Source organism: Methylobacterium sp. UNC300MFChir4.1, from assembly GCF_900110155.1.
GTDB lineage: Bacteria > Pseudomonadota > Alphaproteobacteria > Rhizobiales > Beijerinckiaceae > Methylobacterium.
The window spans coordinates 100658-115076 of record NZ_FOCS01000013.1 but is presented as its reverse complement, the minus strand read 5'-3'; the positions used below and the strand labels follow the sequence as shown (position 1 = coordinate 115076).

Here is a 14419-nt window from a genome sequence, read left to right as displayed (position 1 = left end):
CAGATTTCGTTTGTCCCGCCTTGAACTGAAGTTGAATACCGGGGCTGGCGGGCCGGCGCGCAGCCCTGCGAAGTCAAGGCCTGACCGGCGCGGCGACGCGCGACGCTTCGGACACTGATGATCGTGCCTTCAGCCTACCGAAACCTGCTCGCCGGAAGGCCCCGGCTCAGCGCCTCTGCTCGCACCGGGTCTTCAGGTAGGACCCGTCCTCGCCCTTGAAGCCGGCATTGGCCGCCAGGACCGGACCCTGGACGAGGCATTCCTGGAGCGTGTGGGCCGGGCCCGTCACCACGTCGATAGCGGTCTCGCGCGAGCAGTCCGGGGCCTGGACGGAGGCGGCGCAGATGAGGGCGACGACGATGATCTGGTTCATGGGGCCTCCCGTGCGGGCCCGGCTCACGAGACGGCGGGCGGCGTCTACCGAAAGATGGACCGCCCGACCTTGTTCCCTCGGTCCGGCCGCCCCGACGTGGCGCCGATGTCGCGCCGTCACACCAGCCCGGCGAGATCCGCGCCGGCCTCGATCCGGTCGGGGGCGGGCACGCGGCCCTCGCCCAGCAGGTGGAGGAACGCCGTGAAGGCGGGGTTGCGGCCGATGCTGCAGGCGGCCACCGCGCGGTTGTCGCGGACGTAGTAGGCGATGAAGTCGAGCGCCGCCGGGTCGCCCTGCAGGATGATCCGCTCGAAATCCGGCGCGTAGCCGCCGTAATCCAGGCGCTTGTCGCCCTGGTTGCTCCAGAAGAACGGCGCCCCCGCGAAGGCGCCGGTGGCGCCGAGCATCGCCCGGGCGACGTGCGTGCCGTGCTGCTGCGCCAGCCGCCAGTGCTCGATCCGCGCCGTGACGCCGCTGCCGCGCTCCGGGAAGGCCGCGATGTCGCCCGCGACCCAGACGTGGTCGGCGAGCTTCAGGTCGGCGCCGACCGGGAGGCCGCCGGACTCGTCCGGCTCCACCCCGGCGACGATCCCGGTCTCCGGCGCGGCGCCGGCGCCGATCAGCACGAGGTCGGCCGGAAGCCGCGCGCCGTCCTCGGTCTCGACGGCCTCGACGGAGCCGGTGCCGGCGATCCGCGCGACCGTGCCGGTCACGAAGGTCACGCCGTTGCCGGCGTGGTAGCGCTTCAGCGCCGCGCCCACGGCCTCGCCGAAGCGCTTGGCGAAGGGGACCTCCTCCCGGGACAGGACCGTCACCGACAGGCCGCGCTTGGTCAGGAAGGCCGCGGCCTCCAGGCCGATGAAGCCTGCGCCGATCACCACCACGCGCGTCGCCCGTTCCGCCGCGGCGCTGAGGCGCACCGCGTCGTCGAGGCTGCGCAGGGTCATGACGCCGTCGAGATCCCTTCCCTCGAAGTCCGGCACCACCGCGCGGCTGCCGGTGGCGATCAGCAGCGCGTCGCCGGTGAGTGTGCGCCCGTCCGCCAGCGCGACGCTGCGGCCGGCCGGATCGATCCGGGTCGCCTCGGCCTCGACCCGCTCGACCCGGTGGGCGGCGGCGAAATCCGGCTCCAGCAGGGTCTTCTCGGCCGGGGTGGGCTTGGCCAGGAACTGCTTGGACAGCTTGGTCCGGTCGTAGGGCGGGTGGCCCTCGCGGCCGACCAGGGTGATCGCCCCCGCGAAGCCCTCGCGCCGGAGCGTGGTGACGCAGGCGGCGGCGGCCGCACCGGTGCCGACGATCAGGACCGTCCCGACCGGGGCCTCGGCCCGCCGCGCCGGGACCGGCTCGGGGGTCAGCGTCGCCACCGCCTCGCCGCCCTCGATCCGGACGGGATAGCGGGTCAGCGCCTCCAGCGCCGGCGGCTCCTCCAGGCCGCCGTCGGCGACCGCGAAGGCCGCCTTGTGCCAGGGACAGTAGAGTCGGCCGCCGCAGATCTCGCCCTTGGCCAGCGGCGCGCCGAGATGCGGGCACTTCGCTTGGAAGGCGCGCACCCCGTCGGCGTCGCGCACGAACAGCACCGCGTCGTCGCCCGCGGCCCCCTCGCCCTTGCCCTCGGCCTTGCCACCGAGAGGGATCGCGTCGAGGGCGAGGCGGATCTCGCGGGGCTTGTCCTGGTTCATCCTCGCCTCGCGCGCTGCCGGCCCGGGCCGATCCGGCCCGCGCGCACCAAACCGCGAGGGCGCGAAGGGTTTCCGCGCCTTCCGTCGCAGGGGTCGCGGCCTCGGCGGCGACCGCCCGCGGCCATCTCACCCGCGGCTCGCCACCGCCACGCCGAGGGCGGCGAGCGCCATGCCGGCGCCCTGCACGGGGGTCAGCACCTCGCCGAACAGCAGGTAGCCGAGGACGGCCGCGACCGGCGGCACGAGGAAGAACAGGGCGGCGACGCCCGCCACCGCGCCCCGCCGGATCAGCACCAGCAGCAGCAGGATCCCGGCGACCGAGTTGACCAGGACCGCCCAGCCGAGGCCGAGCCACAGGGCGGGCGCCGGATCGAACGCGCCGCCGCCGAAGGCGAGCGCCAGCGGGATGGCGCAGGCCATGCCGCCGACGAACTGGAGGGTCGCGCCGGCCAGGAGATCGACCTGGCCGCCGGTGCGCTTCTGCCAGAGCGTGCCGAGGGTCAGCGCCAGCACCCCCAGGAGGCTGACGGCCAGCGCCGCCGGCGGGATCCCGGACGGGTCCGTGGCGCCGAGCTTCGGGGCGAGCACGAGGCCGGTGCCGACGAAGCCCATGAGGATCCCGAGCGCCCGCCGGCCGCTGACGCGCTCGCCCAGCAGCGGCTGCGCCAGGAGCGCGGTGAGCAGCGGCTGGAGGCTGCCGACGAGCGCCGCGATGCCGGCCGGCAGCCCGTGGCTCACCGCCCAGAAGACGCCCGACAGGTAGACGCCCTGCATCAGGAAGCCCGCGACGACCGGGTCGCGCCACCCCGCCCGGTCCGCCGGCCAGCGCACCCGGGCGGCCGCGGCGATCAGGGCCAGCACCAGGGCGACGGCCGTGAAGCGGATTGCGGTGAAGGCCAGCGGATCGACGTGCGGCACGACCGCCCGGGCCGAGATGAAGCCCGTGGCCCAGATCGGGATGAACAGCGCCGGGAGAGCGCCGGACGCGAGCGTCGACGGGCGGGAGAGCGTAGGCATGGCCGCCGGACGGAGCATGCCGGCGCGCCCGGCGCAACGGTGATCTTACCCGTGGGGCGCGACCGGCACCGGCGTGGCGCGGACGCGTCACCGGCCGCCGATCGGGACCGGAGCGGGCCGACGGCGTTGACGCGCGGGTGCCGGCGCCGTTCATCGGCGGACCTCTCCCGGAGAGGGCCGCCCCGAGGATCGCGCGATCGAGGATCGTTGGACACCCGTGAAACCCCTCCGCAGCGGATTACAGGTCATGGGCGTCGCCGCGCAGCGCTTCGTCTCCCATGACGGCTGGGCGATCGCGAGCCACATCGCCCTCTCCAGCCTGACCTCGCTGTTCCCGTTCCTGATCCTGCTGGCGGCGCTCGCCGGCCTGTTCGGCACCCAGTCGCTGGCCGACGAGGCCGGGGTGCTGATCTTCGACGCGTGGCCGCGGGAGATCGCCAAGCCGATCGTCGGCGAGGTGCACCGGGTGCTCACCGAGCAGCGCAGCGGCGTGCTGACGCTCGGCGCGCTGTTCGCCCTGTACTTCTCCTCCTCGGGCGTCGAGAGCCTGCGGGTCGGGCTGAACCGGGCCTACGGCCTGCGCGAGAGCCGGCCCTGGTGGCTGACCCGCCTCGAATCGATCGGCTACGTGATCTGCGGCGCCTTCGCGATGCTGGCCTTCGCGCTGCTCGTAGTGCTGGGGCCGCTGATCTGGCGCAACGTCGTCCTGGTGGCGCCGGGCCTGGAGCCCTTGAGCCTCACGGTGGCGATCGGGCGGATCGCCGTCACGGCCCTCCTGCTCGCCGTCGTGCTGGTCATCGCCCACAAGTTCGTCGCGGCCGGGCGGCGCTCGATCCTGTCGGTGCTGCCGGGGATCGGGGTGACCCTGCTCCTGTGGTTCTTCGCCGGCCTCGGCTTCGGCTACTACCTGGACCGGTTCTCCAACGCCTACGCGTCGACCTACGGGGGGCTGGCCACCGCGATGGTGTTCCTGGTCTTCCTCTACTGGCTCGCCGCCATGTTCCTGTTCGGCGGCGAGATCAACGGCACGGTGATCGCCGCCCGCCGCACCCGCCTGCAGGCGAAGATGCTGGCGCGCCGGGCCGAGATGGAGGGCCGCAGGTCCGGGACGCGCGCCCCGGGACCGGGCGCCTGATCCCGGAGCGTCCCGGTCGCACCCCACCGTCTCCCGCGCGGGAGAGGGGTTCGCGCCCGGACCCGACGACGCGGTGCGCCCGGCGGCGCCTCACGCCGCCAGCGCCAGCCCCTCGTCTTCCTCCGCCTGGGCCGCCATGAACTGCGCCCGGGCGAGCTCGGCGAACCTGCCGTCCTGCGCGACCAGGTCGTCGAAGGTGCCGGCCTCGACGATCCGGCCCTCGTGGAACACCAGGATGCGGTCGGCGTCGCGGATCGTCGCGAGGCGGTGGGCGATGACGAAGGTGGTCCGCCCCTCCATCACGGTCTCCAGGGCGCCCTGGAGCTTGCGCTCGGTGGCGGCGTCCAGCGCCGAGGTCGCCTCGTCGAGGATCAGGATCGGCGGGTTCTTCAGGAGGGCCCGGGCGATCGAGAGCCGCTGGCGCTCGCCGCCCGAGAGCGACCGGCCGCGCTCGCCGATCACCGTGTCGAGCCCGTCGGCCTGGCGCGCCATGAAGGCGCTGGCCTGGGCGCGCTCCAGCGCGTCGAGCATCTCGGCGTCGGTGGCGTCGGGGCAGCCGACCTGCAGGTTCTCGCGGATCGAGCGGGCGAACAGCATCGGCTCCTGGAACACCACGCCGATGTTGTGGCGCAGCGAGGCGAGGCCGACGTCGCGGATGTCCATGCCGTCGATGCGGATCGCGCCGGAGGCCGGGTCGAAGCTGCGGTGCAGCAGGCCGAGCGTCGTCGACTTGCCCGAGCCGGTGGTGCCGACCAGCGCGATCGTCTCGCCGGGCTTGGCGGTGAACGACACGCCGTCGAGCGCCGGGCGCCTTCCGTCGTACGAGAAGGCGACGTCCTCGAAGGTGACCGCGCCCTCGAAGCGGGCGACCTGCCGGGCGTGCGGCCGGTCGGCCACCGCCGGGACGGTGTCGTAGATCTCGAAGAACTCGGCGATCTTCGGCGCCTGCTGGAACAGGCCGTTGACGAAGCCGACCACGTGGTCGAGCCGGGCCACGAAGGCGGTGGCGAGGCTCATGAAGGCCACGACCTCGCCCACCGTGGTGGTGCCGGCCTGGTAGAGCCAGATGCCGGTGACGAAGATCGCCGTCATGGTGATGGTCGCGGAGGCGCGGGTCGCCACGTTGGCGAGCGCCCACCAGGACAGGACCGGGATCTGCGCGGCGAGCAGGTTGGTGATGATGCCGCGCATCGCCTCCTTCTCGGCCTTGGCGCGGGTGAAGGACTGGATCACCGCGACGTTGCCGAGGGCGTCCGAGGCGTGGGCGGCCAGCCCCGAGTTGAATTCCTCCACCTGGCCCTGGAGCGCCTCGGTCCGGCGCATCACGAAGGTGGTGAGCGCCGTGAAGGCCAGCACCAGCACCACCAGGATCGCGCCGAGCTGCCAGTTGATGAACAGGGTCATCGGCAGGAGCACGCCGAGCGAGACCAGGGCGACGAGGTGATCGCGGAAGAAGCCGAGCCACAGCCACGCCATGCCGTTCGTGCCCTCCAGCATCGCCTTCAGGACGCGGCCGGAATGGTTGGCCGAGTGGAAGGCGAGCGGCAGGTCGAGGACGTGCTCGAAGTAGCTCGCCATCGACGACAGGCGGTTGCGGTGCGCGAGCCGGTCGGCGTGGAGCGCGATGAACACGCCCGCCGCGATGGTGAAGAAGCCGAACGCCACCCAGGCGGCGAGCAGGGGCAGCATCGTGCCCATGGCGTCGCCGCCGCGCTTGAGATGGGTCAGCTGGTCGATGATCCGGCCCATCAGCAGGGGCTCGGCGAAGGCCGCGATCGCCAGGACCACGTTGGTGACGGCCAAGCCTATCGCCAGCCGCCGCTCCGCCTTCAGAAATCCCAGGACCCGCCCGTACAGACGAACCATCGTACCGCTCCGCCACCCCTGGCGCGGCCCGTGTGACCCGGGTCTCACGCCTTCACCGAAGAGGTCCGCGCGGCCGGCATGCGTGCCGGATTCGCGTCAAACCCCTCGTACGAAACGGGTATGCCAGCGCCTGCCTGAACGGGCGATGACGGGCCGATACAGGTTCGAAACAGTCGCCTTTACGGTTGCTTCAGCAAAGCTTCCCGAAGCTTAGCCCGGACCCGCCGCGCCCGGGACGCGCGGGCGGTGCCCGACGGCTCGGCGGCGTCGACGCGGCGTTCGCGCCGTTCATGATCGACGGCGTCCGGCTGTCCGGACGACCGATTCGCCTCCCGCCGGCGAGGCCCCCTCCATGCCGGCCGACCGGCGGGGTGCCGCTACTTCGCGGTGAGGAGCGCCCAGTAGACCTTGTACTTCGAGCCCGGGGCGTAGGCGGTGGCGATCCCCATCCGGGTCGCCCCGGGCGCCAGCATGGTGGCGTCGTGGGGCGGGCTCTCGCGCCAGCCCGAGAAGGCCTCGGCCAGGGTGTGGTAGCCCGCCGAGAGGTTGGCGTTGACGCTCGCGTAGCCGAGCCGCTCGACGGCGGCCTTGACGGTCTGGGCCCGGCTCGGCCGGTCGGCGAGCGCCATGGCGGCCGCCTCGGCCTCGGCGAGGCGCTGCAGTTCGGGATCGACCGTCAGCGGCGGCGCGCCGCGGTTGCGGCGGTAGGACGAGATCATGTCGCGGGCCGCCTCGACGTCGATATGCGCGCTGTTGCTGGCGAGCGGCAGGTAGATGCTCGGCAGCCCGGCGCTGCTCGGCGGCTGGGCGGCGCAGCCGCCGAGAAGCGCCACCGCCAGCGCGGCCGGACCGACCATCCGGGCTCCGGTCCTGATCCGGGCGCGCCCGCGCCCCGCATGTCGACCGTCCCGATCGCGTCTCGTCACGTTTCACCCATCCCTGCGACGGCCCCACCGCCCAGCCGCCATATAGGGGCTGCCGCTCGGCCGCGCATCGGACGGTTAGGGCTTCCTCAAAGGCCCTCCGTCTAAAATTGCACACCGATGACGACCGCGCGTTCCCTGACCCCGGTGGATCCACCCCGCGACCGACCCGTCGGCGGGTGCGCGGACCCGTCGGCAGCGTCTGAGGCGGCGTTGGAGGCCGCGGCCGCGCGCGCCCTCCAGCGGACGATCCTTCGCCAGCAGGCCGGCCTGCTGGCGCGGCAGGAGCGTGCCCTGGCGGCCGCCGGGATGGGCCTCTGGTCCTGCCGCCTGCGCGACGGCGCCCTCGACTGGTCCGGGGGCGTCCACGACCTGTTCGGCGTCCCCCGGGGCGCAGCGCTGCACCGGCCCCGGATCCTGGACCTCTACGAGCCGACCTCGCGGCGCCTGCTGGAGGCGCTCCGGCACCGGGCGATCGCCGGGAGCGGCGCCTTCGTGCTCGACGCCGAGATCCAGGCCGGGGGCCGGCGGCGCTGGATCCGGATCCGCGCCGCGGTCGAGGCCGAGGACGGGCGCCCCGCCCGCCTGTTCGGAACCAAGCAGGACGTCACCGAGGAGATCGCCCGGCTGGCCGAGCTGAGCCGGCGCGCCGAGCGCGACCCGCTCACCGGGCTGGCGAACCGCCGCGGCTTCGAGGCGCGATTCGAGGCGCGGTTCGAGGCCGGGACGGGCGGCGCCGGTCCGGATCCCCTCGGCGCCCTGCTGCTGATCGACCTCGACGGGTTCAAGCCGGTCAACGACGTCCACGGCCACGCGGCCGGCGACCTGTGCCTCCGGCGCTCGGCCGCGCGGCTCGCCGCCGTCTGCCGGGACGCGGCCCTCGTGGCCCGCATCGGCGGCGACGAGTTCGCCGTGCTCCTGCGGGCGCCCGTCGACCCGCTCGCGCTGGTGGAGCGCGGCCGGCGCGTCGTCGCCGCCCTGAGCCGGCCGATCCCGTATCGCGGCCGGGAGTTGCGGATCGGCGCCTCCGTGGGGATCGCGGTGGGAGACGCCGCGGGGATGTCCAGCGGGCGCGGGGGCCGCGCCCGGCTGTTCGACCGGGCTGACGCGGCGCTCTACGCCGCCAAGGACGCGGGCGGGAACGCCGTCCGGATCGTCCTCGGCGGCGGCCGGTCAGGCACCGGCGCTGCGCAGCCCGCGGTCGCGCTGGGGGCGGGCTGATTCGCCGCCCTCGGGAACCGCGGCCGGCTGGATGAAGCGGCTGGCGATCTCGCCCATGGCGCTCTGCATCGTGTCGAGGCCCTGCACGGTGACGATGCTGGAGCCGGGCCCGAGCGGCGGGATGAAGCCCGCCTCCGAGAGGGTCGCGAACACCGAGAAGTTCAGGTCGGTCACCACCTTCTGGCCGAGGCTCACGTCCACGATCCAGACGAGCAGCTCGAATTCCAGGAACGGGTCGCCGATCTTCTTGAACACCACCCGGGGCGGGGGCTCCTTCAGGATGTCGGAGTGGCTCTGCGCGCAGGCCGTGATCATCTCGGCGGCGCGCACCGGGTCCTGGTTGCGCAGGACGCTCACCGTGATGCTGACGCGCCCGGTCCGGTCGCCCCGCACCCGGTTCTTCACCACCCCGGAGATCAGGTTCGAGTTCGGCACGATCACGGCCGAGCGGTCGAAGGTCTGGATCTCGGTGGAGCGCACCGAGATCCGCTTCACGATGCCCTCGGAATCGCCGATCACCACCTGGTCGCCGACCCGGATCGGGCGCTCCCACAGGAGCAGCAGGCCGGAGACGAAGTTGTTGACGATCGACTGGAGGCCGAAACCGATACCGACCGACAGGGCGCCGGCCACGATGGTGAGCTTCTCGAGGCTCAGGCCGAGATACGAGAAGGCGAGCGCCAGCGCGATCAGGAAGCCGCAATAGCCCGCCACCGTGGTGATCGAGTTGCGCAGGCCCGCGTCGAGGTCGGTGGCCGGCAGGTAGGTGTTCTCCAGCCAGCGCTGCACCCCGCGGGTGATGAACACGCCGACCACCAGGATGCCGATCCCGAAGGCGATGCTCGAGAGCGAGATCGTGACGTCGCCGACCTTGAAGCCGAAGAAGGCCTGCCGGACCGACGAGACGATGTCGGTGGAATCGAGCCCCCAGGGCGCCAGCACGAGGACCGCGGCCGCCAGGAACAGGATGAGCCGGGTCGCGCCGGTCGTCAGGACCGAGATCTGGTTGAGCGAGCGCTTGCGCAGGCCGGTATTGGCCTGGAGCGTGGTGGCGAGCCGCGTCTCGTCGCTGAGCGCGCGGCCGACGAAGATGTCGACGCTCTGGACCAGCAGGTAGAGCAGCACGAGGACCGCGGCGTCCCAGATCAGCTGGTCGATCAGGAAGGCCGCGAAGGCCACGTAGCCCACCAGCGCGCCGAGCCCGATCAGCGCCACCGCGGCCCAGCCCAGGAGCCGCGCCGGCCCGCCGATGCCCGTCGTGGTCTTGGTCGGCACGTAGGGGCCGAAGCAGGCCTCCTCCTCCTGCTCGGTGTCGGCGAACCGGTGGAGGCCGACCGCGAGGATCAGCGCGGTGGCGACCGCCCCGAGGCCCCGCGTGGCGATGGAGATCGGCAGGGCCGCCGAGATCCCGGAATTCAGGGCCTCGACGGACTTCACCACGGTGATCACCGTGGCGATGCCGACGGCGAGCCGGGTCAGGCGGGTGGCCGCCGCGTCGCTCACCGGGGCGGGCCGCCACGCCGGCTTCTCGGGGCTGAGCAGCCCGTCGCAGAGGGCCTCCACGAAGGCGATGAAGGCCAGCCCTCCGAGGATCGCGGCGGCGACCGGCAGGAGCCGGGACGGCAGCAGGTTGGTGGAATCGAGGGCGTAGTAGACCGCGTAGGACCCGGCCACGGCCGGCACGGTGCCGAGCAGGATCACCCGCCAGGCGGCGAGCATCACGGCGCGCCGCGACGGGTCGGTCTTGGTGGCATCCCGGCGGGCGCCCTTGGGGGCGATGTTGCGCCGGCCGAAATACAGCGCCACCGAGATCCCGAAGGCGAGCCCCAAGAACAGCAGGTTGGCGAGGTTGCCGTTGCGGGAAAACAGCAGCCCGATATCCGACACGGCGCTCTGCAGGGCGCGCGTGTCCCGGGGGACGTCGCCCATCACCTTGGTCCAGAGACCGGGGCCGACCAGCGGCTGGGAGCGCTGGAGCAGGTCGCGGGTGAACGATTCGCGGCGGCGATTCGAGACACGGTCGACGATCTGGTCGCCCTGCACCACCAGGGAGCGGGCGAGGCGCTGGGTCTCGTCGATGCGGGTGACGGCGGCCTCGCGCTCGGCGCGCTCGGCGGCGACGTCGGCGCTCTCCTGGGTATCCTTGGGTTTCGGCCCGAGCTGAGCCAGGCGCTCGCGCGCGGCCTCCAGCGGCGCGTCGAGCCGGGTGACCAGGGTGCGGATCTCGTCGGTGACCGTCACGGCGCTGTCGCGGATGGCGGTGAGGTCGGCCACCGTCAGCTCCGTGTGGCCGAGTTGCTTCTCGCGGGCGTCGAGCTCGGTCTTGGCGGCGTCGAGCTTGGCTCGGACCTTCTTGAACTGCTCGGGAACCTCGGCCTTGGCGGCCGGCGGGGGCGCGGGCTTCGCGTCGGCGGGTTTCGCGTCGGGCGCCTTCGCGTCGGGCGCCTTGCCGTCCGCGGGCTTGGCGTCGGGCGCGGCCTTGGTGTCGGCGGACTTGTGATCGGCGGGCTTCTGATCGGAAGACTTGGCGGCGGGCGCCGGATCCTGGGCGAAGGCCGGCAGGGTCAGGGCCGCCGGGGTTGCGAACACCAGCGCGGCGAGCAGGGCGAGTGCGCGGGACGGGCGCGGCGCGCCCTCCGGCTTCCGGGTCCGCGCTGGGATACGATGCATGAGCAACCTCTCGTCGGGCGCGCGGCGGCCGGCCGGAGTCCGGCATCGGCGAATCGGCGGCGATCGGGGACCGGGCGGGCCTCCTGGCGGCCGGGCGCTCTGGGCGAGCAATAGGGCGAAACCGTGCCGCTGCCCACCCCGGGCCGGATCCCGCGCCGGGTCCCGCCCCCGCGAGCCCGCTGTGGGTGCGTCCCCGGGGCTCATCCGGAAAAGCTTCACAAGGGTGTCACGCTGGGATTAGATGAACACCTGATGGACAGGGCCTTTTCGTTGCTACGCGAAAGGGCGCGGCCGGTGGCGATACCGGCCCGGCCCGGCCGCGTTCCGGATGCTACCGCATCGACCGGCGCCCCCGCGCGCCGGCCCGCCGCCCTGTTGTTCCCTCCGTCTCTCCCGTCAAGCCGTCGCTCCGCGCGCCGGCCCGTCCCGTATCGGCCCCGGGCCGGTTCGGACGGGCCGGCGGGGCGGCGGCATGGTCCCGCGCGTCCCACGCGCCAGAGCTAGTCCGAAGAGTCGCGCCGATGATGGATCTCCAAACCCTCGTCCTCAACGCGGATTATCGGCCGCTCTCGTACAATCCGCTCTCCCTCTGGTCGTGGAAGGACGCCTTCACGGCCCTGTTCCTCGACCGCGTCACCCTGGTGGCGAGCTACGACGTCGAGGCGCGCTCGCCCTCGCGCGCCCTGCGGGTGCCGAGCGTCGTGGCGCTGAAGAACTACGTGGCGCTGGCCCGCAGTCCGGCCTTCACCCGCTACAACATCTACCTGCGCGACGGTTTCAGCTGCCAGTATTGCGGCCTGCGGCTGCCCTCGGGCGGCCTGACCTTCGACCACGTGGTGCCGCGCTCCCGGGGCGGCCTGTCGAGCTGGGAGAACGTCGTGGCGGCCTGCTCGCCCTGCAACCTGCGCAAAGCCAACCGAACGCCGGACGAGGCGGACATGCCGCTGATGACCGAGCCCCGGCGGCCGACGCGCTACGAGCTGCACCACCGGCAGCCCGAGTTCGACCACCGCCAGTACCATCACACCTGGCTCGACTACCTGTACTGGGACAGCGAGCTGGAGAGTTGAGGGCGGCGCGGAGGCCTCACCAGGCCGGCTCGCGGCGGGGCGGCTCGTTGTACATCGGGACGTTGTGGTTGCGCGGCAGGTAGCCCCGCACCAGGACGGGCGGGGGGACGGCGGGAACGGACGGCACCGGACTCCGGTATCGAACACTGCGCGGCGGATGCGGGTCGCGCGGCCAATCCGCCGCGACGGCGGGGTCGAGGAGCGGGCCGGCACCGAGCAGCAGGAGGGTGAGCCGGATGGTGCGTGCGTACCACATGAGCAGGCTCCCGCCGAAGCGCGGCATCAGAACTTGACGGCCGCGCCGGCGCGGACGGTGTTCAGGTTGACCTTGTGCCCGTCGAAGGCATCGAAGAGCACGTATTGATACTCGGCGCGCAGTAGGATGTTGGGCGTGATGGCGTACTCGACGCCGGTTCCAGCCGAAAAGCCGCCGACGATCTTGGTCTTGGCGCGGTTGAATACCAAGGGATCGGACAGGATCCCGGCATTCGGGTTGCTCGCGTCGAACGAGCTGTACCCGTAACGTCCGACGAAGGCCGGCTTGGTCGCGTCCGTGATCGCTTGGTTCGCTCTGTAGGTCGTCTGGTCGTAGCCGGCCACCTGCACGGACACGTGGTCGGCGATCTGCGCGGAGCCGATCGCGAATCCGCCCGTCACGAAGGGAAGAACGTTTCCGAACGCGTAACCCGCTCGGGCGCGCAGCGTGGCGTAATCGTCGAGCTTGGTGCGGGAGTTGCTCGCGAGGTTGACGTAGTTCACGAAGCCATCGTTGGTCACCATCTGCCGGCCGATCGTGTCATTGACCGCGCCACCCGATCCGAAATGCGTGTAGTCGGCCTCGACACCGAGAACGATCTCGTCGAACTGAATGTTGTAGCCGACAAACGCGCCGAAGCTGGTCCCGTTCACGCGCCGATTGGCGTTCGAGGACATCAGGGTCGAGACGTGGTACTGGCTCTCGACGCTGGTCTGGCGCAGATCATTGGCAACGATCGGCTGGGCGGTGTTCCCGAAGCCCAGGCTCGTCGACGTGAAGCCGCCGTGGCCGCCGACATACACGCCGCTCCAGTCGACCACCGGGGCCGGGACCGGGTCGTAATCCGCGCCGCGCAGGTAATCGTAATCCAGATCCGCAGCGCGCGCGGTGTTCACGCCGCAGAGACCGAGAACCGCCAGCAGCGGGAAAGTGACGGTACGCATCGGGATCGTCCTGGGACGGAAGAGACGGACGGCGGATCGAGCCTCGACACGGTGATACGCCAGTAACCTTAATTCTCCGTTGCTCGACTGCGATAGGTCAGTCCCGATCCGGGGATGCCAGTCCCGGGACGTCGTGGCGGTTATTGGGTCGGGCAAGGACGGGCTGAGGACAGGCCGAGAACCGGACCTGTCGCGACGGGGCGCCGAAACGCGAGACGGCGCGGAGACCCTCCGCGCCGTCGTCGTCCGTCAAGGGGATCGCGGTCGAGGCGCGATCAGTACTTGCGCACCAGCGGGCCGGGGATGGGCTCCGGCATCAAGGGCGGCAGCGGGGCTGCCACGAAGCCGCCGAGGTAGTAGCGCAGGCCGATCTTCACGTCGTGCGCCTCGATGTCCTTGATCTTGATCGCCTGCAGGCTGCCGGTGCAGCACGGGACGAAGCCCGGGCCGGTCTCGGCCTTGCCGAGGTTCAGGTAGCGGTAGGCTACTTCGATCTTCAGCGCGTCGGTCACGTTGTAGGCGAGACCGGCGTGGAGCGCCCAGGCGAGGCTGCCGGTGGTCTTGTCCTTGTAGAACTTGCTGCCGCTGTTGGTGTTGTAGACCGGATTGCCGTTCGGGTCGTAGACCGGGGCGTACGGGATGCAGCCGCAGCCGGCATTGGTGTAATCGTACGCGTAGGTCGGGCTGGTGAACTGCTGGTTGGTCGAGTAGCTCGAGACGTGGTTGAACGCGTAGCCGACGCCGCCGCCGATGAACGGCGTGATGCCGTACCACGTGCCGAGGTCGAAATAGGCGTTGGCCAGCACCACCGCCGAGTCGAAGTTGCCGCTCGACTTGTTCACGCCGTACGAGCCGAGTCCGTTATCGAAATCCGGACCCTTGTAGTACTCGCTGCCGCGCAGGCCGGTGGAGTAGCGGTACTCACCGGTGATGTCGCCGCGCAGGAACGGGGTGAACTGGTAGCCGACGCCGACGCCCGCGAAACCGCCGCCGCCGACCGCGTTGCCGAAGGCGCGGTTGGACTCGGCGTAGCCGGTGTAGTCGTAGGCGTCGCTGTAGCGCGGACGGGTGTAGATGCTCGCGCCCACGTCGCCACGCAGGTACCAGCCGCCGCCGACCTCGATCGGCGGGGGCGGCGGGGGCGGGGGCGGCGGCAGCATCAGATCCGCGGCCGCGGCGAGGCAGGGCGCACCGACGCTCGCCGCGAGCGTCAGGCTACGCACCAAAGCGTTCAGCTTGGAGCGGGCCATGAGGATTCCTTCACT

The 14419-nt window shown here is 72.0% G+C and carries 12 protein-coding genes; 3 read left to right on the top strand and 9 right to left on the bottom strand.

Features of this window, described 5'->3' with window-relative positions; all coding sequences use genetic code 11:
* Nucleotides 1-166: 166 nt before the first annotated feature.
* The 3 genes from BMY19_RS18295 to BMY19_RS18285 all read right to left on the bottom strand — a co-directional run bounded on the left by BMY19_RS18295 (nt 167) and on the right by BMY19_RS18285 (nt 3087).
* A complete protein-coding gene (locus tag BMY19_RS18295; protein ID WP_012321270.1) occupies nt 167-373 on the bottom strand; it encodes a hypothetical protein in 207 nt (68 codons plus the stop codon).
* Nucleotides 374-489: 116 nt separating this feature from the next.
* Entirely contained in the window at nt 490-2052 is a 1563-nt protein-coding gene (locus BMY19_RS18290; protein WP_100252509.1) for an FAD-dependent oxidoreductase, read from the bottom strand.
* A gap of 126 nt (nt 2053-2178) precedes the next feature.
* Nucleotides 2179-3087 carry a DMT family transporter gene (locus BMY19_RS18285; protein ID WP_100252508.1) on the bottom strand — a complete coding sequence of 303 codons (909 nt, stop codon included), beginning with the start codon at nt 3085-3087 and terminating at the stop codon, nt 2179-2181.
* A 229-nt stretch (nt 3088-3316) separates the two neighbouring features.
* On the opposite strand from BMY19_RS18285, the gene BMY19_RS18280 reads away from it, so the two are divergent.
* Nucleotides 3317-4204, top strand: coding sequence for a YihY/virulence factor BrkB family protein (locus tag BMY19_RS18280; RefSeq protein WP_100252507.1), 888 nt, complete (start codon nt 3317-3319; stop codon nt 4202-4204).
* Between the two features lie 90 nt (nt 4205-4294).
* Here BMY19_RS18280 and BMY19_RS18275 read toward each other — a convergent pair whose 3' ends face one another.
* Together BMY19_RS18275 and BMY19_RS18270 are read right to left on the bottom strand one after the other, a co-directional pair.
* Complete coding sequence (locus tag BMY19_RS18275) at nt 4295-6070, bottom strand: glucan ABC transporter ATP-binding protein/ permease (RefSeq protein ID WP_091978991.1); 1776 nt, start codon at nt 6068-6070, stop codon at nt 4295-4297.
* A gap of 377 nt (nt 6071-6447) precedes the next feature.
* Nucleotides 6448-6927, bottom strand: a complete 480-nt coding sequence (locus tag BMY19_RS18270; protein ID WP_091926984.1) for a CAP domain-containing protein — start codon at nt 6925-6927, stop codon at nt 6448-6450.
* 279 nt (nt 6928-7206) lie between these two features.
* On the opposite strand from BMY19_RS18270, the gene BMY19_RS18265 reads away from it, so the two are divergent.
* Nucleotides 7207-8214: a GGDEF domain-containing protein gene (locus BMY19_RS18265; protein ID WP_244534947.1), complete on the top strand. Its 1008-nt coding sequence runs from the start codon at nt 7207-7209 to the stop codon at nt 8212-8214.
* Here the strand turns inward: BMY19_RS18265 and BMY19_RS18260 are convergent.
* Nucleotides 8167-10884 (bottom strand): DUF3772 domain-containing protein, encoded by a 2718-nt coding sequence (locus BMY19_RS18260; protein WP_100252505.1) that lies wholly within the window; start codon nt 10882-10884, stop codon nt 8167-8169. The two genes, BMY19_RS18265 and BMY19_RS18260, sit on opposite strands and share 48 nt — an antisense overlap.
* Nucleotides 10885-11405: 521 nt before the next feature.
* On the opposite strand from BMY19_RS18260, the gene BMY19_RS18255 reads away from it, so the two are divergent.
* A complete protein-coding gene (locus BMY19_RS18255; RefSeq protein WP_020094004.1) occupies nt 11406-11954 on the top strand; it encodes an HNH endonuclease in 549 nt (182 codons plus the stop codon).
* A 16-nt stretch (nt 11955-11970) separates the two neighbouring features.
* Here the strand turns inward: BMY19_RS18255 and BMY19_RS18250 are convergent, their stop codons facing one another.
* The 3 genes from BMY19_RS18250 to BMY19_RS18240 all read right to left on the bottom strand — a co-directional run bounded on the left by BMY19_RS18250 (nt 11971) and on the right by BMY19_RS18240 (nt 14404).
* A complete protein-coding gene (locus BMY19_RS18250) occupies nt 11971-12210 on the bottom strand; it encodes a hypothetical protein (RefSeq protein ID WP_042675860.1) in 240 nt (79 codons plus the stop codon).
* 26 nt (nt 12211-12236) lie between these two features.
* Entirely contained in the window at nt 12237-13154 is a 918-nt protein-coding gene (locus BMY19_RS18245; protein WP_100252504.1) for an outer membrane protein, read from the bottom strand.
* A gap of 275 nt (nt 13155-13429) precedes the next feature.
* Nucleotides 13430-14404: an outer membrane protein gene (locus BMY19_RS18240; RefSeq protein ID WP_020094007.1), complete on the bottom strand. Its 975-nt coding sequence runs from the start codon at nt 14402-14404 to the stop codon at nt 13430-13432.
* Between the last annotated feature and the right edge of the window lie 15 nt (nt 14405-14419).